Source organism: Methylobacterium sp. C25 (assembly GCF_021352225.1).
Lineage (GTDB): Bacteria > Pseudomonadota > Alphaproteobacteria > Rhizobiales > Beijerinckiaceae > Methylobacterium.
Genome location: NZ_JAAUVI010000006.1, coordinates 27,659 through 46,439, shown reverse-complemented (window position 1 = coordinate 46,439; position 18,781 = coordinate 27,659). Strand labels below are relative to the sequence as shown.

The 18,781-nt window shown below is 66.2% G+C and carries 16 protein-coding genes; 6 read left to right on the top strand and 10 right to left on the bottom strand.

Annotated features, from left to right (window positions below):
• The first annotated feature begins 46 nt into the window (after nt 1-46).
• Nucleotides 47-2,092 (top strand): YgiQ family radical SAM protein, encoded by a 2,046-nt coding sequence (locus HCU64_RS16140; protein WP_442785975.1) that lies wholly within the window; start codon nt 47-49, stop codon nt 2,090-2,092.
• Between the two features lie 226 nt (nt 2,093-2,318).
• Here HCU64_RS16140 and HCU64_RS16135 read toward each other — a convergent pair whose 3' ends face one another.
• The 4 genes from HCU64_RS16135 to HCU64_RS16120 all read right to left on the bottom strand — a co-directional run bounded on the left by HCU64_RS16135 (nt 2,319) and on the right by HCU64_RS16120 (nt 6,254).
• Nucleotides 2,319-2,732: an aconitase X swivel domain-containing protein gene (locus HCU64_RS16135; protein WP_233385122.1), complete on the bottom strand. Its 414-nt coding sequence runs from the start codon at nt 2,730-2,732 to the stop codon at nt 2,319-2,321.
• Nucleotides 2,732-3,979 carry an aconitase X gene (locus HCU64_RS16130; protein WP_233385121.1) on the bottom strand — a complete coding sequence of 416 codons (1,248 nt, stop codon included), beginning with the start codon at nt 3,977-3,979 and terminating at the stop codon, nt 2,732-2,734. The genes HCU64_RS16135 and HCU64_RS16130 overlap by 1 nt, the downstream gene beginning before the upstream one ends.
• 45 nt (nt 3,980-4,024) lie before the next feature.
• The gene (locus HCU64_RS16125) at nt 4,025-5,269 is read right to left on the bottom strand and encodes an MFS transporter (protein WP_233385275.1); all 1,245 of its coding nucleotides are present in this window, start codon (nt 5,267-5,269) and stop codon (nt 4,025-4,027) included.
• Nucleotides 5,270-5,513: 244 nt separating this feature from the next.
• On the bottom strand, nt 5,514-6,254 hold the full coding sequence (locus HCU64_RS16120; RefSeq protein ID WP_233385120.1) for a GntR family transcriptional regulator: 741 nt from the start codon (nt 6,252-6,254) through the stop codon (nt 5,514-5,516).
• 231 nt (nt 6,255-6,485) lie between these two features.
• Here HCU64_RS16120 and HCU64_RS16115 point away from each other — a divergent pair, with 231 nt between their 5' ends.
• Nucleotides 6,486-8,336, top strand: coding sequence for a chloride channel protein (locus HCU64_RS16115; RefSeq protein ID WP_325169985.1), 1,851 nt, complete (start codon nt 6,486-6,488; stop codon nt 8,334-8,336).
• 223 nt (nt 8,337-8,559) lie between these two features.
• On the top strand, nt 8,560-9,456 hold the full coding sequence (locus HCU64_RS16110) for an NAD(P)-dependent oxidoreductase (protein WP_233385116.1): 897 nt from the start codon (nt 8,560-8,562) through the stop codon (nt 9,454-9,456).
• 43 nt (nt 9,457-9,499) lie between these two features.
• Here HCU64_RS16110 and HCU64_RS16105 read toward each other — a convergent pair whose 3' ends face one another.
• The 6 genes from HCU64_RS16105 to HCU64_RS16080 all read right to left on the bottom strand — a co-directional run bounded on the left by HCU64_RS16105 (nt 9,500) and on the right by HCU64_RS16080 (nt 15,035).
• Nucleotides 9,500-10,459 (bottom strand): amidohydrolase family protein, encoded by a 960-nt coding sequence (locus tag HCU64_RS16105; RefSeq protein WP_233385115.1) that lies wholly within the window; start codon nt 10,457-10,459, stop codon nt 9,500-9,502.
• A gap of 33 nt (nt 10,460-10,492) precedes the next feature.
• A complete protein-coding gene (locus HCU64_RS16100) occupies nt 10,493-11,296 on the bottom strand; it encodes a hydroxypyruvate isomerase family protein (RefSeq protein ID WP_233385113.1) in 804 nt (267 codons plus the stop codon).
• Between the two features lie 26 nt (nt 11,297-11,322).
• Nucleotides 11,323-11,952, bottom strand: a complete 630-nt coding sequence (gene otnC, locus HCU64_RS16095) for a 3-oxo-tetronate 4-phosphate decarboxylase (protein ID WP_233385111.1) — start codon at nt 11,950-11,952, stop codon at nt 11,323-11,325.
• Entirely contained in the window at nt 11,949-13,223 is a 1,275-nt protein-coding gene (gene otnK / locus HCU64_RS16090; RefSeq protein WP_233385110.1) for a 3-oxo-tetronate kinase, read from the bottom strand. Before otnK ends, otnC begins: the two co-directional genes overlap by 4 nt.
• A gap of 2 nt (nt 13,224-13,225) precedes the next feature.
• Nucleotides 13,226-13,906 carry an aspartate/glutamate racemase family protein gene (locus tag HCU64_RS16085; RefSeq protein WP_233385108.1) on the bottom strand — a complete coding sequence of 227 codons (681 nt, stop codon included), beginning with the start codon at nt 13,904-13,906 and terminating at the stop codon, nt 13,226-13,228.
• 85 nt (nt 13,907-13,991) lie between these two features.
• Complete coding sequence (locus HCU64_RS16080) at nt 13,992-15,035, bottom strand: LacI family DNA-binding transcriptional regulator (RefSeq protein ID WP_233385107.1); 1,044 nt, start codon at nt 15,033-15,035, stop codon at nt 13,992-13,994.
• Between the two features lie 222 nt (nt 15,036-15,257).
• On the opposite strand from HCU64_RS16080, the gene HCU64_RS16075 reads away from it, so the two are divergent.
• From HCU64_RS16075 to HCU64_RS16065, 3 genes are all read left to right on the top strand, one after another.
• On the top strand, nt 15,258-16,595 hold the full coding sequence (locus tag HCU64_RS16075) for an alpha-hydroxy acid oxidase (protein ID WP_233385106.1): 1,338 nt from the start codon (nt 15,258-15,260) through the stop codon (nt 16,593-16,595).
• 35 nt (nt 16,596-16,630) lie between these two features.
• Nucleotides 16,631-17,335, top strand: coding sequence for a molybdate ABC transporter substrate-binding protein (locus tag HCU64_RS16070; RefSeq protein WP_233385105.1), 705 nt, complete (start codon nt 16,631-16,633; stop codon nt 17,333-17,335).
• 74 nt (nt 17,336-17,409) lie between these two features.
• Nucleotides 17,410-18,759, top strand: coding sequence for an MFS transporter (locus HCU64_RS16065; RefSeq protein WP_233385104.1), 1,350 nt, complete (start codon nt 17,410-17,412; stop codon nt 18,757-18,759).
• The last annotated feature ends 22 nt before the right edge of the window (nt 18,760-18,781 follow it).

Below are 18,781 nucleotides of genomic sequence, written 5' to 3'. Positions count from 1 at the left end.
TTGCCGTTCGTTGAGATCGCGGCCCGGGCGGCCTATGCAAGGCCCCATGGAAATCCAAACGTCTGCCGAGCGATTCTCGGCGCCCCTCGCCTGCACAATGCAGTCTTCCAGAAAGGCGGCGCCGTTCCTGCCGATGAGCCGCGCCGAGATGGCGGCGCTCGGCTGGGATGCCTGCGACATCGTCCTGGTGACGGGCGACGCCTATGTCGATCATCCGAGCTTCGGCATGGCGATCATCGGCCGGCTGCTCGAAGCGCAGGGGTTCCGAGTCGGTATCATCGCGCAGCCCGATTGGCAGTCGGCGGAGCCGTTCAAGGCGCTGGGCCGGCCGAAGCTGTTCTTCGGCGTGACCGGCGGCAATCTCGATTCGATGGTGAACCGCTACACGGCCGACCGGCGGCTGCGCCATGACGATGCCTATACGGCCGGCGGTGAGGGTGGCCGGCGCCCGGACCGCTGCACCATCGTCTACACCCAGCGCTGCCGCGAAGCGTTCAAGGATGTGCCGATCGTGCTCGGCGGCATCGAGGCCTCTTTGCGCCGCATCGCCCATTACGATTACTGGTCCGACAAGGTGCGCCGCTCGATCCTGGCGGATGCCAAGGCGGATCTGCTGATCTACGGCAATGCCGAGCGCGCCGTGGTCGAGGTGGCGAACCGCATGGCCGCCGGCGAGACGCCGCGCGAGCTCGATTCCATCCGCGGCGTCGCCCTGTTTCGCCGCGTGCCCGAGACCTACACCGAGCTGCCGGCCGACGATCTCGAGTCTGCCGACGAGGCCGCCAACCGACGCCCCGGCGACACCGTGATCCGGCTCCCCGCCTACGACGAGGTCAGGGACGACAAGGAGGCCTATGCCCGCGCCTCGCGCGTGCTGCACCGGGAGGCCAATCCCGGCAATGCGCGCCCGCTCGTCCAGCGCCACGGCGACCGCGACCTCTGGCTGAACCCGCCGCCCATCCCGCTCTCCAGCGACGAGATGGATGCGGTCTACGACCTGCCCTACGCCCGCGCGCCGCATCCGTCCTACGGCGACGCCAAGATTCCCGCCTGGGACATGATCAAGTTTTCGGTGACGATCATGCGCGGCTGCTTCGGCGGCTGCACCTTCTGCTCCATCACCGAGCACGAGGGTCGCGTCATCCAGAACCGCTCGGAGGGCTCGATCCTGCGCGAGATCGAGCGGATCCGCGACAAGACGCCGGGCTTCACCGGCGTGATCTCCGATGTCGGCGGGCCCACCGCCAACATGTACCGGATGGCCTGCAAGGACCCGAAGATCGAGGCGGCCTGCCGGCTGCCCTCCTGCGTCTTCCCGGACATCTGCCCGAACCTGAACACCTCACACGACGACCTGATCCGGCTCTACCGCAAGGTCCGCGAGGTGAAGGGCGTCAAGAAGGTGATGGTCGCCTCCGGCGTGCGCTACGACCTCGCGGTGAGGAGCCCCGAATATGTCGAGGAACTCGTCACCCACCATGTCGGCGGCCGCCTGAAGATCGCGCCCGAGCATACCGAGCGCGGGCCCCTCGACCTGATGATGAAGCCAGGAATCGGAACCTACGACCGCTTCAAGGAGATGTTCGAGGCGGCCGCGAAGAAGGCCGGCAAGAAATACTACCTGATCCCGTATTTCATCGCGGCGCATCCGGGCACGACCGACGAGGACATGATGAACCTCGCGCTCTGGCTCAAGAAGAACGACTACCGCGCCGACCAGGTGCAGACCTTCCTGCCCTCGCCGATGGCGACCGCGACGGCGATGTATCACACCGAGCTGAACCCGCTGCGCGGCGTCCGGCGCGGCGGCAGCGAGCAGGTCGATGCGATCAAGGGCCTGCGCCAGCGCCGGCTTCACAAGGCCTTCCTGCGCTACCACGACCCCGAGAACTGGCCTGTCTTGCGCGAGGCTCTGAAGGCGATGGGCCGCGCGGACCTCATCGGGCCGAGGCCGGACCAACTCGTGCCGTTCTCGCAGCCGCCGGGAACGGGCGCGGGTCCGGGTGCGGGCAAGGCGGGAGGCCGGCAGCGACCCATGCGTCATCCCGGCGCCCCGCGCTTCACCACGAAGGGCGTGGCGCTGCGGAAGTGATGCTTTCCCGCGTCTGAAAAGCGGATGTGCCGATGGCGGCTTCCGGCCCCCCAGCGGTCGACGCGGATGCCCGAGGCAGCATCTCGTTTCTGGCCGTCGCTCTGGCCTTCGCGAACAGCCTGAATGGTCGCAATGGGGCAGCCGTCGAAATCCGGCGAGGCTCAGCGCCGGGACTGATGGCTGGCTTCAATCCCTCGGCAGTGCAGATCCGACGACCACCACCGGATCACTCATCGAGGATTGTGAGGACACCCTCGTCCGGCTCGATCCTGACCTTGTCACCGGTCTTGATGAGGGTCGTGATATCGCCGTCCACAAAGCGGTCGACCATCGTGAGATCCCCGAAAGCCGCGCCCTGAGCGAGGATCGGATTGACGGTATTGAAGACGAGCGCAAGCGGCGTGATCTTCAACTGCTGCATCTCCCGCAGCATCCATGCCGAGGCGACGCCGCCTTTCGCCGTTTTCAGGACGAGTATCTTGTCGACGTAACTTTCGCCGAACAGCTTGTGGGCAGGTCGTGAAAAGACGCCGGTTTTGCGATCGAGGTCGTAGCGGGCGCTAAAGTTGTCGTCGGCGACGAGGGCGGTTCCCTCGACAGCGGGTCCGAGACCGCGATGACAGCGAAGTACGATTGGCATCAGAGGACCCTCCCGGCTACGGCACTGGCAACACAGGCTTCCATGCTGGCGAGCGTCGGCTTGTACCCGTACCCGCCGATGATGTTCACGAGCTTGGCTGAATTCGACATGAGGCGCTTCCAACCGTTGGCCTCGGCCATCTCACGCGCATAGCTCTGATAGAAGCAGACACCCGAGAGCAGCAAAGCACCCGAGGCCTCGATACGGGCCGTGAGGCCCATCCGATCCGCCGCGAATTTGATTTCGGGCGAGGTCACTGCCAGGAGCGTGGTGTCGCGGTGAACGCGCTTCCCGTCGAGATGCGAGGCGACCTGCTCAAGCTCGAGAAGCGAGAGTTGCGGCGCCGAGAAAACGACGACGTCGACTTTGTCGCCTCGCGCAGCGTAACCCTCATAGAAGGTCTCGAAATCTGATTGCGTGATCGCCTCGGCCGACGGAATCGGCCCCCCATGAAAGGCGTCTGACAATGTCGGCGCCTCCGGGGTCACGCCCGGCATATGGAAGAGCGCAACCGATCCGAAGCTCGCCAGCGCTGCACCGAAATGCTTGAGCTCGTCGGAATTCGGCGCACGCACGCAGTTCGAAACAACGGGAACTTCCCAATAGCTGTTGGTTGCCCGGCCGACGATACCGCCGAGCGCACCCCAATCGCTGAGCGATGCGGGCTGGTGCTCGAGGGCGAAATGGCGCGTGCCGACCCTGTTCTGCTCCAGATGGTATGCATAACGCGGCGTTCGGCCCGTCAGTCCCGCTGACAGGGCCGAGGGACCGCCCTCGAAATTGGTTCGGGCGCCCAGCACGCTGTTTGAGTAGATCACGACACCGGTGTCGCCGAAGGCGAGATGTTCTCCTCGCACGGGCGGCAGGATGGTCTGGTAGTTGATACAAGTGTTCGTCATCAGCACGCCGAGTGCCTCGAACGCCATGATCAGCCGCTCTTCAAGCGACGCCATGTCATCGGTCTGTTTCAGGCGCCGATAGGCGTCGAAATCGACTCCACGCGGGTCGGTGATGGTCGGAATGCGCACACGGCGCTCCGCCTCCGGCTTTTTTGCCATCTCCTCCAGGAAAGCGACACCGGACGGGCCGGTCGCTTCCGTATCCGCCATGATGTGCGCTTGCCCGACGGGCACGAGATCCTCTGCGTCGAAGAATTGGCCGACGGCGATCTGATGCTCAATGGCCCAGCGACGGACGGGGCCAAAAGCCCCTGCCCGCATGGCCTCTTCTTCTTCAGTCAACCGCATCTTTAAGCATCTCCAATGGGGGCATGATTAGGGTTGTGCGGTATTTCAAAGCTTCGCCGCCGAAGCCTCGACCGGTGGCGACAAAACGGTCTCTTCATCATCTTGGAATGGGCGGTCCGGCCGCATGAAGAGCGTGAGCAGCGCCCCGACGAACAGCAGTGCGATCGACATGGCAAAGGGCAGATGCCAGTCGCCCGTGCGGTCGATGACGAAGCCGAAGGCGAGCGGCGAAACGATGCCCGCGATGGCGAAGCCGAAATTCATGAAACCGCTTGCCGTCCCCGAATACTGGGGCGCGATGTCCATCGGTACCGACCAGAGGGGACCGATCACCAGTTCCATGCAGAAGAAGGCGAGGGTCAACGCTACCGCGACGACGTGTATGTCCTTGAGAAAGAGCACTGGCAGAAGACAGATCAGAGACCCGATCAGGCCGCCAGCGATCAGGTAACTGCGCGCCTTCAGAAGATTGCCCGTGCGGTGAAGGATGCGATCGCTCCAGATGCCACCGAGCGTGTCTCCGACGATGCCGGCACAGAGAATTCCTCCGGCGAACAAGGCCGATTGCTTTAGATCGAGGCCGTAGCTCTTTAAGAAGAAGGACGGCAGCCAGTTGAGATAGACCCAAAGTGTCCAGGCATAGCAGAAGTCCACCAGCGTGACCGGCAAGATCCGCCGGAGCAGCCTCGCGACGGGGACCTTCTTTCGCTTCTGCCGCTCGCCGGACAGGGGCAACAGTCGAAGATCTTCGGCTGTCGTCCCCGAATGCTTTGCCGGATCGTCGCGGAAGTAGGCCACCCAGGTTATCACCCAGGCGAGGCTGATCGTCGCGACGAAGAAGAATGAACCGCGCCACGAGAACCAACCGATCAAGAGGGCGATCAGTGGCGGCGTGAGCGCGTTGCCGACACGGGCCGCAGCGTGAGTCAGGCCTTGCGCCATTCCCCATTGTGCCGGGGGCGTCCAGCTCGCGATTGCGCGTGTCGCGGTAGGAAGCGCGGGCGCCTCACCGAACCCGAGAAGAACCCTGCAGGCGACCAGCCCGATCAGGCTATCGGCAAACCCAATGAGTAGGGTCGCAACCGAGAAGATGCAGCCGCAGATCGCGAGCGTCACCCTTGGGCCGAACCGATCACCAGCCCACCCGCCGAAAAGCTGTATGAGCGCATAAGGATAGGCGAAAGCCGAGAAAACGAGACCGAGTTCAGTATTCGAGAGCTTGAGATCTGACTGAATGGCGCCCGCCGCCGTGCCGATGTTCACCCGATCCATGTATAGGACAAGATACATCGTGCAGATCAGCAGGAAGATCCGTTTCGGGGTCGTGAAGCGGGCAAAAGCCTGTCGCACTACGTCCTCCCATGCCGAACCGCCGGCGTAGACTGCCGATCGGCAGGCCTACATGGGCGCTTAAGCTAGATAGCTATATAGCTTTGAATCATGCATGATTCTTCCGGTTTGGCAACCCGATGTGGAATAAGTCTAAACCGATCGGTGGCCGGACGTGCCCGCCCGAGGTTCGCAAGCCTTTGCGTTAGCCACGGATCTCGATCGGGCTCACATGCGGCGGGACATAGATCCGCTGCATCGAGATCGGGTGGTCGCGATTGCTGCGCCCCATGACGTCGCTCATCAGTCCGAACGAGGCAGTTGGCAAGCCGAGCAGGCGGCAGACTTTCTCCGGCAGCCGATCACACCAGATCCGTTGAGAGGCGTGATAGGTCGGTGCGTTGAAGCGCTGGTTCAGCAGGCTTCGCAGCACGACGCGGTGCAACTCAGGCATTGGGATGTCCAGAACACCCCGGAAACGCTCCGCGTCGATGTAGAAGTCCGACAGCACCGAAAAACGCCCGGCGACGTCAAGCAACCGACGAATTCGGATGACTTCATCGGCCGCCAAGAAGTCATGCCATGGACCTCGTTGGCGGATGATCCGGCGATCGATCGCACGCGCGGAGATCGGCAAGAGCTCGCCACCGGCGTTCGAGAGGAAGCGAAAGTACCAGAGGTCACGCTGATCTTGATCGATGGTCGCGACAAACGTGCCGTGACCATGGCGGCGATCGACGATCCGCTGCTCCGAAAGGATGCGCAAGGCTTTCTGAACGGTGCCGAGGCTGAGTCCGGTCCGCGCGGACAGGTCGATCTCGTTCGGGAGCTTTTCACCGGATCTCAATGCGCCGGCATCGACGAGCCGGGTAATGCCGTCGACGAGGCGCTGATACTTCGGCCCGCTGCCTGCGCCAGAGGCGACGCCGCGCAAATCGTCGGCCAATGCGGCAAGTGGGTCGTCCATAAATCCGATGCTCGGCGGCCTGAACGCTTTTCGACAGTAAGGAGGCCGGCGCCTTAAAACTCGAGCTTGTACCAGCGATCGTCGCAGGTCGACAGCACGGCAGCGCCAAGCCAGTAGACTCACACCAATTGCAATAGCTATATAGCTCTAAATCTCTTGGTTCGTTAGCCCGAGGACCCCGGAGCCTCGACCCGATTTGTCCGGTTCAGCATGAAGGCGAAGGCATCATCGTCACGGTCTGGCTCCAATCCTACGGCTGCGAGTGAAGGCACTGGTCGGGCGCGTGATCGCTTGCGCGTTCTGCGGTTGGGATTGCCGCGACTGAGGAAGATCGGCGGGTTCGGTGGTGTTCGCATCACGCGTCGACCGAGGGGATCGATCCGCCTCGTCGTTCTCGCGCTGCCCACAGGCCTCGTAACCGGCTTGATCGTTGCTCTGGTCAAGGTTCTCGTTGCGTGGCTTCAAACGCACACGCTCGGATTCGATGCAGAGCACCAGCTTTACGCCTTGGGATGGCGCGAGGGGCTGCGTGCAGCTGGCGTCCTCGGAGCGGCCGGTCTTGTCATCGTTGTCGTTTCAGCTGCCGCGGAACGGAGGGAGCGCCGGCGAAAGCTTGCGCCTCCCGTCGACGCGATCGAAGCGAATGCAATGCGCGGCGGCTTGCTCGGCCTTCGCGACGGCATCTCGGTTGTGGGACCGATTCTCACCTCGGTTGGAGCGGGCGCATCGGTCGGGATCGAAGCGGCCGTAACGCAGGTCGGCGCGACCCTGGCCAGTCTGTTCGGCCAAGCGCAACGGTTGCCGCGATCGGAGATGCGCATCCTGGTCGGATCGGGTGCTGCTGCCGCTATCGGCGCAGCTTATGGCGCACCCTTGGCGGGGGCTCTTTATGCATTCGAGCTGATCCTCGGAGAATACTCGACGCGCATGCTGGCTTCTGTCGGCCTAGCAGCCGTCGCGGGATCAGCGATGTCGAGTGCTGCTCTCGGGCACGGGAGCACCTTTCAGTTTCCGCCGATCTCTCAGGTCGACGGCACTTCGTTTCTCGTCGCCGTGCTTGTCGGCAGCCTCTGCGCCCTGCTTGGCATCGCAACGATGGTGCTGACATCGGAATGCGAGAGAGGGCTTCGGCGCCTCCTGAAAAGCCCGCTGTCGCGCTTCGCTGCGGGTGCTGCGGTTCTGGCGGGACTGGCGGTCGCCGCCCCAGGTGTCCTGGGCAGTGGCCATGCGGGGATCGTGGACACAGTCGGTGGACGGATCGTCGGTACGGCGGCACTCGGGCTCCTCTTCGCGAAGATCGGCGCGGCTTCGATCAGCCTCGGCGTCGGTTTTCGAGGCGGCTTGTTCAGTGCCTCGCTCCTGATCGGCGCACTGACCGGAAGCGTTGTCGCTTACGGTTCGAGCCTCGTTCCGAGCCTGCCCCAGTTGGATTCCTCGCTTTGCATTGCGATCGGAATGGCTTCTGCAGGAGCTAGCATCATCGGTAGTCCCCTTGCGATGATCTTCCTCGTCCTCGAAACGGGAGCGAGCCTCGATGCAACAGCAGCCGTGGCGGTCGGGGCGATCGTCGCATCGTTTCTAACGGGCCGCCTATTCGGATACTCGTTCGCGACGTGGCGCTTCCAGCTCAGAGGATTGGGGATCGAAGGCGGTCGGGACGTCTCGCGTTTCTCCGCGCTCTCCATCCGATCGCTTGTCAGACCACCTAAACAGACGCTCGATGCAGAGGCGGGCATCGAAGAAGTCCTGCGCGCCGTATCGGTCGCGGGAAGTCGCGGCACAGCAGTCAAAGGGCGTGACGGTCGCTTTATCGGTCTGATTGACCCGGACCTCGTGGAGATCGCATCGGTCGAACGAAGCCTGCCCGTCGTCGCCACGGACCTCATTTGCAATCCACCGGTCAACGTATCCGAATTCGCGAGTCTGGCTGAGATTCTCGATCTTTTCCGGAAGGACGATCGGGCCACCGTGGCTGTGATCGACTCGATTGATAGCCGGAAGTTGATTGGCTGCGTCCGCGCCCGCGATGCTTATGCCTCTGCCGCGCACGTTCCGGATTAGGCGGCGTCCGATGATCGCGCTCACGCTTGAGTGATAGACCATGCGGCACGATCGGCTCGAACGGGCCTGTGACGGTGTTCGGTCACACTTCGGTGCCAACGATCGAGGGCAACGCCTTCAGAAGCCTCTCATCTGGCTATCGCCCTGCTCTTGATCGGCAAAGATCATCTGTGTCGATATTTCCCGATCTGGCCTCCGAATGACTGATCCGTCGCGCGAAATCATGACCATACCGCACGTCCTTCGTCTCGGCCTCGTCGGCTACGGTGAAATCGGAAGCACGCTGGGACGCGGCTTGCGAGCCGCGGGCCTTCAGGCGGTCACAGCCTACGACAAATATGCCTTCGATGGGCCCTATGCCGCCCTCATCCAAAGCCGGGCGCAGGAGGTGGGCGTCACTCTGGCTCGCTCGAACGAAGAGCTGGCGGAGGCGGCCGACATGATCGTCAGTGTGACGCCGGGCTCGGCGTCGCTGGAGAGTGCCGCGGCTTTCGCTGGATGCCTCGATGGCCGGCACAGCTTCGTCGACCTCGCCTCCGCGACGCCGACAATCAAGCTCGGCGTCGCGGAACGGCTGGCAGCAGGCGGTGCGCTCCTCGGCGACGGCGCGATCGAGGGCACGCCGAAGAGCGGGCACGCACTCCCGATCCTCGTCAGCGGGCCGTCAGGGGAACGGATGCGTGATGCGCTGACACCGTATGGCATGCAGATCCGCTTCGTCGGTGACAGGCTCGGCACGTCATCGGGCATCAAGATTCTGCGCTCGGTGCTGATCAAGGGAATCGAGGCGCTGACCGACGAGATGATGCCGGCCGCCCGCCATTACGGCATCGACGAAGCCGTGCTTGCCTCTGCCTGCAAGACGCTGGGGCGACCGTGGATCGAGACGGTGGAATCGTTGATCCCTTCGGGGACGATCCACGCCAAGCGTCGGGCGGAGGAGTTGGAGATGTCCGCTGACGCCGTGGCCGAGGCCGGGATCGACCCGATCATGGCGCGAGCGATCGTTGCGCGCCTTCGCTGGAAGGAAGGCCTCGGTCTGAAGGAGAGGCTGAACGGGATCGAGCCGGCAGACCAGAGGGCTGCCTATGCCGAGATCGAGAACGCCCTCGACGGGTGAGGCGCCCCTTGCCGTCGCCCGGCAGCGGGACGCCTGGCTCTCCTCAGGCTTTCGGGAAGCCGTAGAGCTCGGCCGGGTTGTCGACCAGGATGCGTTTCAGCGCAGCCTCGTCCGGCGCATAGGTCGGGAGCAGGTCGATCATCAGGGCATCGTCGGGCTTGTTGCTCTGGCTCTCGGTCGGGTGCGGCCAGTCGCTGCCCCAGACGACCCGGTTCGAAGCGGCGGCAACGTAGGCGCGCGCCACGGCGACGGAATCCGAATAGCTCGGCGGCCCGACCTTGGTGTCGTTGTAGAAGCCCGACAGCTTCACCCAGGTGTTGCCCTGGTCGAGCAGCCGGTGGATCAACTTGAAGGTGTCGCTCTCGGCGCCGGCCGGCTCCGGGCAATGCGCGAGATGGTCGAAGACCAGCCGGCCGCGGATCTTGAGGAAGGTGTCGGCGGCGGCCACGATCTTGTCGCCCGGCATGTTGACCTGACAGTGCCAGCCGAGGGCGTCGACACGCTGGGACAGGGGCTCCAGCATGTCGAGCGTCGTCGTACCGGCCTGGGCGAGGTTGAAGCGGATGCCGCGCACGCCGAGGTCGTGCATGCGCTGGAGTTCGGCATCGGTGACCGACGGTTTCACCACGGCGACGGCGCGGAAGTTCGGGCCGAGCGCGGCCATGCCCTCCAGCGTCGGGCGATTGTCGATCCCGTAGAGCGAGGGCTGGATGACCACGCCGCGGGTGGTGCCGAGGCGCTTCTGCAGGGCGCGATAGTCGTCCGGGGTCGCGTCCGGCGCGGCGAGGCCGCCGGCGGCGGGCGCGAAGCGGCTGTCGTAGATGTGGAAATGGCAATCGGTGGCGTTGGCCGGGACGCGGATCTTTGCGGCCTCGCTTCCGGTGGAGTAACGCACGTTGTGCTGGGCGGCAGCCCGATGGGGGCCGATCCCGACCGTGGCACCGAGAGCCGCGGCCGCCGCGCCGCCGAGGATGTTGCGCCGGCTTTGGTGGGCGTGCGTCATGATCTCCTCTCTGTCGTTTTATGGGTGAGCCGTTCAGGCGGCTCCCTTGATCCAGCCGAGTCCCTCTTCGGTGGTGGTGGCCGGGTGGTACTCGCAGCCGACGCTGCCGGCGTAGCCGACAGCGGCGAGCGCCTCGAAGATCGGGTCGAAGGCGATGGTGCCGGTGCCGGGCTCGTGACGGCCGGGATCGTCGGCGATCTGCACATGGGCGATCAGGGCAGCGTGTTCGCGGATCAACGCCGCCGGATCGTGGCCGAGGCAATGGCAGTGATAGGCGTCGAAGAGCAGCTTCACGTTCGGCCGTCCGACCTCGCGGATCAGCCGGACCGCGACCAGCGGATCGTCGACGACGTAATTGGCGATCGAGCCGGGGCCGATCGGCTCGATCATGATCTCCATGCCGCGCTTCGCAGCCGCATCGGCCGCCAGGCCGAGGCTCTCGCGGTAGGTGTCGAGAAGCCGTTCCTCCGCCACGCCGGCCGGGCGCACACCCGCCATGGCGTGGACGAAGCGGCAGCCGCCGATCTCCTCGACATAGTCGAGCGTCGGCTCGATGCTTTCGCGAAACGCCTGGGCCCGATCGGGCAACGCGGCAAAGCCCTTTTCGCCGCGGGACGGATCGCCCGCCGGGAAGCTCGTCTGGACGAGGGTGAGGCCGGAATCCCGCATCCAGCCCGCGACATTTTTCGCTGGCGTTGCGAAGAGGTTCGGATGCTCCATGATCCGAAAGCCGTCACGCGCCGCTGCCGCGAAGCGCTCAGGCAAGGGATGCTCGGTGTAGAGGAAGCCGAGATGGGCGCTGAGACGGTCGGCGTAGGGACCGAGATGGATCGGCATCGATACGTCCTCGTGGGGAATGCGGCTCAGCCGAAGGCGGCCCGAAGCTCCGCGACCTGGGATTCGTCGAGCATCCGCAGTTTTTGGCCGCGCAGGGTGACGAGGAGCCGCGCCGTCTCCTCCAGCTCTTCCGCGGCGTAGACCGCGCTGGTCAGATCCTTGCCGCTGACGATCGGGCCGTGATTGGCGAGCAGCACGGCCGCGTGCCGGCCGTCGAGCGCCCGGATCAACTCGCCGCCCCTGGCGTCGCCGGGTCGGAAATACGGCACCAGAGGCACGCGCCCGACGCGCATCACGACATAGGGCGTGAGCGGGGGGATGCAGTCCTCCGGGTCGGTATCGGCGAGACAGGACAGGGCGGTGGCGTAGGTCGAGTGCAGATGCACCACCGCGCCGGCCGCGGGCCGCGTCTCGTAGAAGGCGCGATGCAGGAAGACTTCCTTCGAGGGCTTGTCGCCGCCGACGTGGTTGCCGTCGCGATCGAGCCGGCTGATCCGAGCCGGGTCGAGAAAGCCGAGGCAGGAATTGGTCGGCGTGATCAGATAGCCGTCGTCGAGCCGCACGCTGACGTTCCCGGCCGAGCCGACAGAAAAACCCCGGTCGAACAGCGACTTGCAGAGCCGGGCGAGGTCGTCGCGAAGGGCCGCTTCCGTCATGCCGTTCCTGCGATATGGGCGAGCGCCTTGTCGAAGAAATCGACGGCGCCGAAATTGCCGGACTTGAGCGCGAGGCCGAGCCGCGGCGCTTCTTCCGAGACGAGGACCGGGACGCCGGGATCGATCTCGCGGCCGACCGTCAGCGCGGAGAGGCCGAGCGCGCCGACCACCGCGCCGGAGGTCTCGCCGCCCGCGACGACGAGCCGGCGCAGGCCCCGCTCCACGAGGTTCTTCGCGAGCTGTCCGAAGATGCCGTCGAGGGCCTCGGCCACGGCCTCGCGGCCGTATCGGGCCTGGGCGGCAGCGATGTCCTCCGGGTCGGCCGAGGAATAGACCAGGGGGGCCTTGCCGGCATTGTCGAGGACGAAGCGCAGCACCGCCTCGCTTTCGAAGCTGCCGTCCATGACCGCATCCACCGAGATCATCTCGACGGGATGACGCTCGCGGTGATGGGCGATCTGGCCGCGCGTCGCCCGCGAGCAGCTCCCGGCGAGGATCGCCTCCGGGCCGTCGACGGCAGGCGCCCCGGCGCCGCTGCCCGAGGCCTCGCCCCGCGCGATGAAGTTGTGCGGCAGGCCGCGCGCGATCCCGGAGCCGCCGGTGACGAGGGCTGCGTCGGCGATCGCCGCGCCGATCGTGGTGAGGTCGTCGTTGCCGATCGCGTCAACCACGACGAGGATCTCGCCGCGCCCCGCCGCCGCCGCGAGCGCCTCGGCGATCGCCTGCGAACCGGCGGCCACGACCGGCTGCGCAACGTGCCCGACGGGACCGCGCGACTGCGCCGCGAGCACCCGGCGGATGTCGGGATCGGTCATCGGCGTGAGCGGGTGCTTCTCCATGCCCGACTCGCTGAGCAGCCGGTCGTTCACGAAGAGATGGCCGAGATAGATCGTGCGGCCCGCGCCCGGAAAGGCCGGGCACACCACGACGCCCTTGGAGCCGAGCCGCTCGGCCAGGGCCTCGGCGACGGGGCCGATATTGCCGGCCGGCGTCGAATCGAAGGTCGAGCAGTACTTGAACACGATCTGCCGGGCGCCCTGGGCTCGCAGCCAGTCGAGCGCGGCGAGCGACTGCGCCACGGCCTCGTCGGCGGGGATCGAGCGGCTCTTGAGCGAGACGATACCGGCTTCGACCCGGGCCGCAGCGGGAGCGGTCGGGATGCCGAGGAACTGCGCCGTGCGCAGGCCGCCTTCACCCTCCAGCCCCTTGGCGATGGTGGCGGCGATGTCGCTGGCGCCGGTGAAATCGTCCGCGATGACCCCGAGCAGCATGGTCAGCCCCTGCCGCCCGCCCGGCCCTCGATCAGGGCACGCATCCGGTCGACGGCGGCATGCGGCGCCGTCAGTACCGGCACCGAGACCGCCTTGCGCACGGCCTCGGCGGCGCGCGAGGTCGAGAAATGCGCGAGCATGATCGCGTCGCAATCGGCGAAGTCCGGCGCGCGCTCCGCCACGAGGCGGTTATGGGTCTCGGCGTCGCCCTTGCGGAGGCGGTCGATCGCGCCTTCCACGACGATGGTGCGCAGGCTCGCCTTCTTCTCGGAGCCGGCGACGAACTCGTCGAACTCGTCGGTCATGGTGCCGACGGAGGGGCCGAAGGTGGCGAGCATGCCGACCTTGCCGCCTTTCGCGATGGCCCCCTCGAACATCGCCTCGTTCGGCTTCACCACCGGGATCGGCAGCACGTCCGCGAGGCGCTCGATGGCCGGGCCGAAGGCGGAGCAGGTGATCAGGATGCCGTCAGCGCCGTGGGCGTGGCCGTAGCGGCCGAAGGCGACGAAGCGCTCGATCATCGCCTCCGTGATCGGGCCGTCGCCGTCCTTGGCACGGTCGATCGACAGGCCGTCGTCGAGAAGGTTGATCGGCTCGGCCTCGGGCCAGTTCTCGGCCATCGCCGTCTGGATCGGCTGCATCGCGACCGGGGTCGCATGGAGGAGGACGATACGAGGAGCCATGACGGGACCGTTCTGAGAGCGGGCAACCTTGTAAGCGATTTCAGACTATACGCAAGATATCGCAGGTTGTCCCGTCGTTGGAGGATCAGGTGCGCCGGCGCGGCGGGGCCGTGCTGCCGCGGGCGATCAGCTCCGCGTCGATCTCGGTGAGCCGGACGGAGGGCCGACCGGCCATGCGGGCGACGAGATGGTCGCCCGCCGCGCGGCCGATGGCGGCGGAATGCACGTTGATCGTGGTCAGCGGCGGGGACAGGAAGGCTGCGAAATCCGAGTCGTTGTGGCCGATGACCGAGAGGTCGCCGGGGATGTCGAGCCCGCGCGAGCGCGCCTCGATCATCGCGCCGAAGGCGATCTGGTCGGTGCCGCAGATGATCGCGGTGGGCGGTTCCACGCCGGAGGCCAGCATCTGGCGGAACCCGTCGCGGCCGCCGCCGATGCCGTAGGAAATCTCGACGTCGTGCTCCGGCAGCATGGTGAGGCCGCGCGCCGCCAGCGCCTTCCGGATGCCGTCGACGCGGGCGCCGCCACGGTCGTTGTCCTTGCGCAGGCCGGAGATCACGCCGATCCGGATATGGCCGAGATCGAGCAGGTAATTGGCGGCGCGGGCCGCCGAGGTGGCGTTGTCGAAACCGATGCAGGCGCGCTCGGTCGAGAGCGTAAAGGCCTGGACCATTGGGATTTTCTGCCGCTCGATGCGCGCGTGCAGCAGGGGATGGTGGATGTCGCCGACGAGCATCAGCCCGTCGATTCCGCGCTCGATCAGGAAGGTCGCCTCGCGCAGCACGTTGTCGATGTCATAGCCGGAATTGGCCGCGATCAGCGTGTAACCCTCCTGCCGAAGGCGCTCCTGGAAGCTCGACAGAAGGCGGATGAAGGCCTCGTTCTCGATGTTCGGGACGACGGCGCCCACCGCCATGAAACGGCGCATCGACAAGGCGCGGGCCGCGCCGTTGGCGACGAAGCCGAGCTCCTCGGCGGCCTTCATCACGGCTTCGTGCTTGTCGGCTCGGACACGGGCGGTGCCGTTGAGGACCCGCGACACGGTGGCCGTGGACACTCCGGCACGCTCGGCGACGTCCTTCGTCACCGGAAACCGCAACGGCTCCTGGCTGATATGCGGTTTCGTCACACTCTGAAGACCTCGTCGGACCAAGCGGCGCGCTAGTTCACATTTCACTCGCGCAGCGCGCAAGCCACCCGGCGGATTCGGTGCGCCGGGAGAAATATATTGACATCGACTTGCCCGCGCTGTCACTTGTAATCGCTTTCAAGAAGGGCGTCCCGGGCAGGCAGCGAGCACGCTTCCAGGCCTCAGGAGACACCGCAGGGCCCCACGGCCGGGAGGAACGGGATGGCTGCGCTTGCGCGCCAAGATGCCGATCGCGACGCACCGTCTCCGGTCGAGTATGCGGCCGCGATCGACGTGGATACCGGCATCGCCGTGAAGGCGGATGGCCAGACGCCCGCCGCGGCCCAACCGGCCGAGCCGCTCGTCACCAGCCTGAAGCGCGCCGCGAGCACCACGCCGCGCGCCTTCCGCGACCTGCTGGCGCTCGACGATTTCGAGCGGCACGCCAAGCGGCGCTTGCCGCACATGATCTTTCAATACGTCGCTGGTGGCGTCGAAACCGGCACGGCGATGCGCCGCAGCGCTGCCGCCTATTCCGACTACGCCTTCCTGCCGCGAGCGATGGTCGACACCTCCGCGCGAAGCTGCGCGACGGAGCTGTTCGGCAAGATCTACGCGGCGCCCTTCGGCATTGGCCCGCTCGGCGGCTCGGCCTTCATCGCCTATCGCGGCGACCTCGTTCTGGCCGAGGCTGCCGGTGCGGCGAACATCCCGATGATCCTGAGCGCGTCGTCGCTGATCAAGCTCGAGGACGTCCACGCCCAGAACCGCGACGCCTGGTACCAGGGCTACCTGCCGGGAGACCAGAACCGCATCGACCGCCTGATCGATCGCGTCGAGCGCACCGGCTACGAGACCTTCGTCGTCACTGCCGACACGCCGACGCTCGGCAACCGCGAGCACAACACCCGCAGCGGCTTCTCGATGCCGATCAAGGTTACGCCGAAGGTGCTCTGGCAGAGCGTCACGCATCCGCGCTGGGCGCTCGGCGTGGTGGCTCAGACCTTCATCAAGCACGGCGTCCCGCATTTCGAGAACACCGAGGCCGAGCGCGGGCCGCCGATGATGTCCCAGGGCGCGGTGCGCAACACGATCGCGCGGGACAAGCTCTCCTGGACCAATCTCGAAGCGATCCGCCGCCGCTGGAAGGGCAACCTGCTGGTCAAGGGTCTGCTCAACCCGGCCGATGTCGAGATCGCCCGCTCGTGCGGTGCGGACGGCGTGATCCTGTCCACCCATGGCGGGCGCCAGCTCGACCACGCCATAGCACCCCTCGACGTGCTGCCCGAGATCGCCGCCAACAAGGGATCGATGAAGGTCATCGTCGACAGCGGCATCCGCCGGGGCACCGACGTGCTCAAGGCCGTGGCGCTCGGCGCCGACTTCGTGCTCCTCGGGCGCCCCTTCATGTTCGCGGCGGCCCTCGGCGGAGCGCCCTGCGTGTCGCACGCCATCGGCATCCTGAAGGACGAGATCCTTCGCGACATGGCCTTCCTCGGCGCCAACCGGCTCGACGAGCTCGGCCCCGAGATTCTTCGCAAGGTCGAGCGCCGTGTCTGAGCGGCCCATCCATCATCCAGAGAGCGGATCGCAGCATGGCTGAGGCTACGACCAAGACCGTGCAGGCCATGTTCGCGCTGGTGGTGAAGGGCGCCTTCGATGCGAGCCTGATCCCGGCCTTCGAGGCGGAAGGAGGCAGGCTCGACATCCTGTGGGGGCCGACCACGGTCATCCAGGGCAAGCTCGCCGAGGGCGCGCGGCCGGACGTGGTGCTGGTGCTCTCCGGCGCCATGGATACGCTGGAAGCCGAGGGGCTGATCCTTCCGGGAAGCCGGGTCGACGTCTGCCGCTCGCGCTACGGCGTGGCAGTCAAGGCCGGCGCGCCGCATCCGCGCATCGATACGCTGGAGGCCTTCAAGGACACCCTGACTGGCGCGCGCTCCGTCGCCTATTCGCGCTCGGGCGCGAGCGGCATCTACTTCGCCGGGCTGTTGCCGCGTCTCGGCATTGCCGATGCGGTCAATGCCAAGGCGACGATCATCCCCCAGGGCTTCACCGCGACGAAGCTCGTCTCGGACGAGGCCGACATCGCCGTCCAGCAGATCTCCGAGCTGATGGTCGTGCCGGGCATCGAGGTGGTCGGCCCCTATCCGGACGGCGCCCAGGAGGAGACCACCTTCTGTGCGGCGATCCTGCGCGAGGCCAAGGCGCCCGAGGAAGCGCGCCGCTTCCTCTCCGTCCTCACCGCCCCGGAAGCGGCCGAGGCCTACCGGGCGAGCGGGCTCGAACCCGCCTCCTGACGCCCGAGCCAGCGCTCCTTCACCCATCCCCCGCCACCGGGGGCACAGCCCGACGAAGACAGTCCCGCGAAACCATGCCGATCACCGAGACCACGAAAGATACGGTCAAGCTGCCCGCGATCCGCTGGGTGATGATCCTGCTCTGCTTCCTGATCCTCGGGATCAGCTACATCGACCGCATCAACCTCGCCATCGCCGCTCCTCACATCAAGAAGGAGCTCGGCTTCAACGACGGCGAGATGGGGCTCATCCTCGGCGCCTTCTTCTGGACCTATGCCTTCGGCCAGCTCCCGGCCGGCTGGTTCACCGACAAGATCGGCGCCAAGATCGGCCTCGCGCTCTCCGCCGCCTGGTGGTCGGTCTTCACTGTCGTCACGGGCTTCGCCAATTCGGTCGCGGCGATGTTCGGCTCGCGCATGATGCTCGGCATCGGCGAGGCCGGGTCGAACCCCGCCTGCGTGAAGGTCGTCTACGGCTGGTTCCCGAAACGCGAGCGCGGCCTCGCCAGCGGGTTGTTCGATGCCGGCCCGCAGGCCGGAACCGCCCTCGCGCTGCCGCTGGTCGCGTGGCTGATCCACGCTTTCGACTGGCGGATGTCGTTCTACGTCACCGGAGGCCTCGGCCTCGTCTGGGTGGCGCTCTGGCTGCTGATCTACCGCGAGCCCGAGAACGACCGCAGCATCACCCCGCAACAGCTGGCCGCGCTCCGTGAGGGCGTCGAGACCGACAAGGCCCCCGCCGAGCACGTGCCGTGGTCGTCCCTGTTCAAGTACCGGACGATGTGGGGGATGATGATCGGCTTCTTCTGCATGAACTTCGTGAAGTACTTCTTCATCACGTGGTTCCCGACCTACCTGGTCAGCGCGAAGGGCTTTTCGCTGGGCCAGCTCGGCACGCTCGGCGCGATCCCGGCCCTGATGAGCCTGCCCGGCAGCGTGCTCGGCGGCTGGATGACCGACCATCTTTTTCATCGCGGCTTCTCGCTCACCGCCTCGCGAAAGATCTGCCTCGCCGGCGGGATGCTGACCTCCTCGGTGATCGCCTTCGCGGCCTTCACCGACAGCATCGCGCTGATGCTGGTCCTGTTCTCGATCACCTATGCCGCGCTCGCCTTCACCGCGGCTGTGATCTGGTGCGTGCCGGCCGACGTGGCGCCCTCGAAGGCCCATGTCGCCTCGATCGGCGGCATCCAGAACTTCGCCTCGAACCTCGCGGGCGTCGGCATCACCAGCGTCACCGGCCTGATGCTCTGGCTCTCCGGCGGCTCCTTCCTCGGGCCGCTGCTGCTGGCCGGCGGCGTCTGCATCCTCGGCGCCCTCAACTACATCTTCGTGGTCGGAACCATCGAGCCCTTCGGCGGCGCCCCAAAAGCGGCGCCTCAGGCTGATCGGGCTCTTCCGGCCGCCAGCCCGACCACCGCCTGATTGTCACCGGCACGGGAGGCAG

Coding starts and splice junctions, on each gene's coding strand:
- HCU64_RS16105 (WP_233385115.1), bottom strand. CDS start 10,459: ATGACGCACGCCCACCAAAGCCGGCGCAACATCCTCGGCGGCGCGGCG.
- HCU64_RS16125 (WP_233385275.1), bottom strand. CDS start 5,269: ATGTATCTTGTCCTATACATGGATCGGGTGAACATCGGCACGGCGGCG.
- otnK (WP_233385110.1), bottom strand. CDS start 13,223: ATGCTGCTCGGGGTCATCGCGGACGATTTCACCGGCGCCAGCGACATC.
- HCU64_RS16100 (WP_233385113.1), bottom strand. CDS start 11,296: ATGCCGATCCATCTCGGTCCCTACGCCGACCGTCTCAGCGCCCATCTC.
- HCU64_RS16065 (WP_233385104.1), top strand. CDS start 17,410: ATGCCGATCACCGAGACCACGAAAGATACGGTCAAGCTGCCCGCGATC.
- HCU64_RS16115 (WP_325169985.1), top strand. CDS start 6,486: ATGAAGGCGAAGGCATCATCGTCACGGTCTGGCTCCAATCCTACGGCT.
- otnC (WP_233385111.1), bottom strand. CDS start 11,952: ATGACGGAAGCGGCCCTTCGCGACGACCTCGCCCGGCTCTGCAAGTCG.
- HCU64_RS16110 (WP_233385116.1), top strand. CDS start 8,560: ATGACCATACCGCACGTCCTTCGTCTCGGCCTCGTCGGCTACGGTGAA.
- HCU64_RS16075 (WP_233385106.1), top strand. CDS start 15,258: ATGGCTGCGCTTGCGCGCCAAGATGCCGATCGCGACGCACCGTCTCCG.
- HCU64_RS16085 (WP_233385108.1), bottom strand. CDS start 13,906: ATGGCTCCTCGTATCGTCCTCCTCCATGCGACCCCGGTCGCGATGCAG.
- HCU64_RS16140 (WP_442785975.1), top strand. CDS start 47: ATGGAAATCCAAACGTCTGCCGAGCGATTCTCGGCGCCCCTCGCCTGC.
- HCU64_RS16070 (WP_233385105.1), top strand. CDS start 16,631: ATGGCTGAGGCTACGACCAAGACCGTGCAGGCCATGTTCGCGCTGGTG.
- HCU64_RS16130 (WP_233385121.1), bottom strand. CDS start 3,979: ATGCGGTTGACTGAAGAAGAAGAGGCCATGCGGGCAGGGGCTTTTGGC.
- HCU64_RS16135 (WP_233385122.1), bottom strand. CDS start 2,732: ATGCCAATCGTACTTCGCTGTCATCGCGGTCTCGGACCCGCTGTCGAG.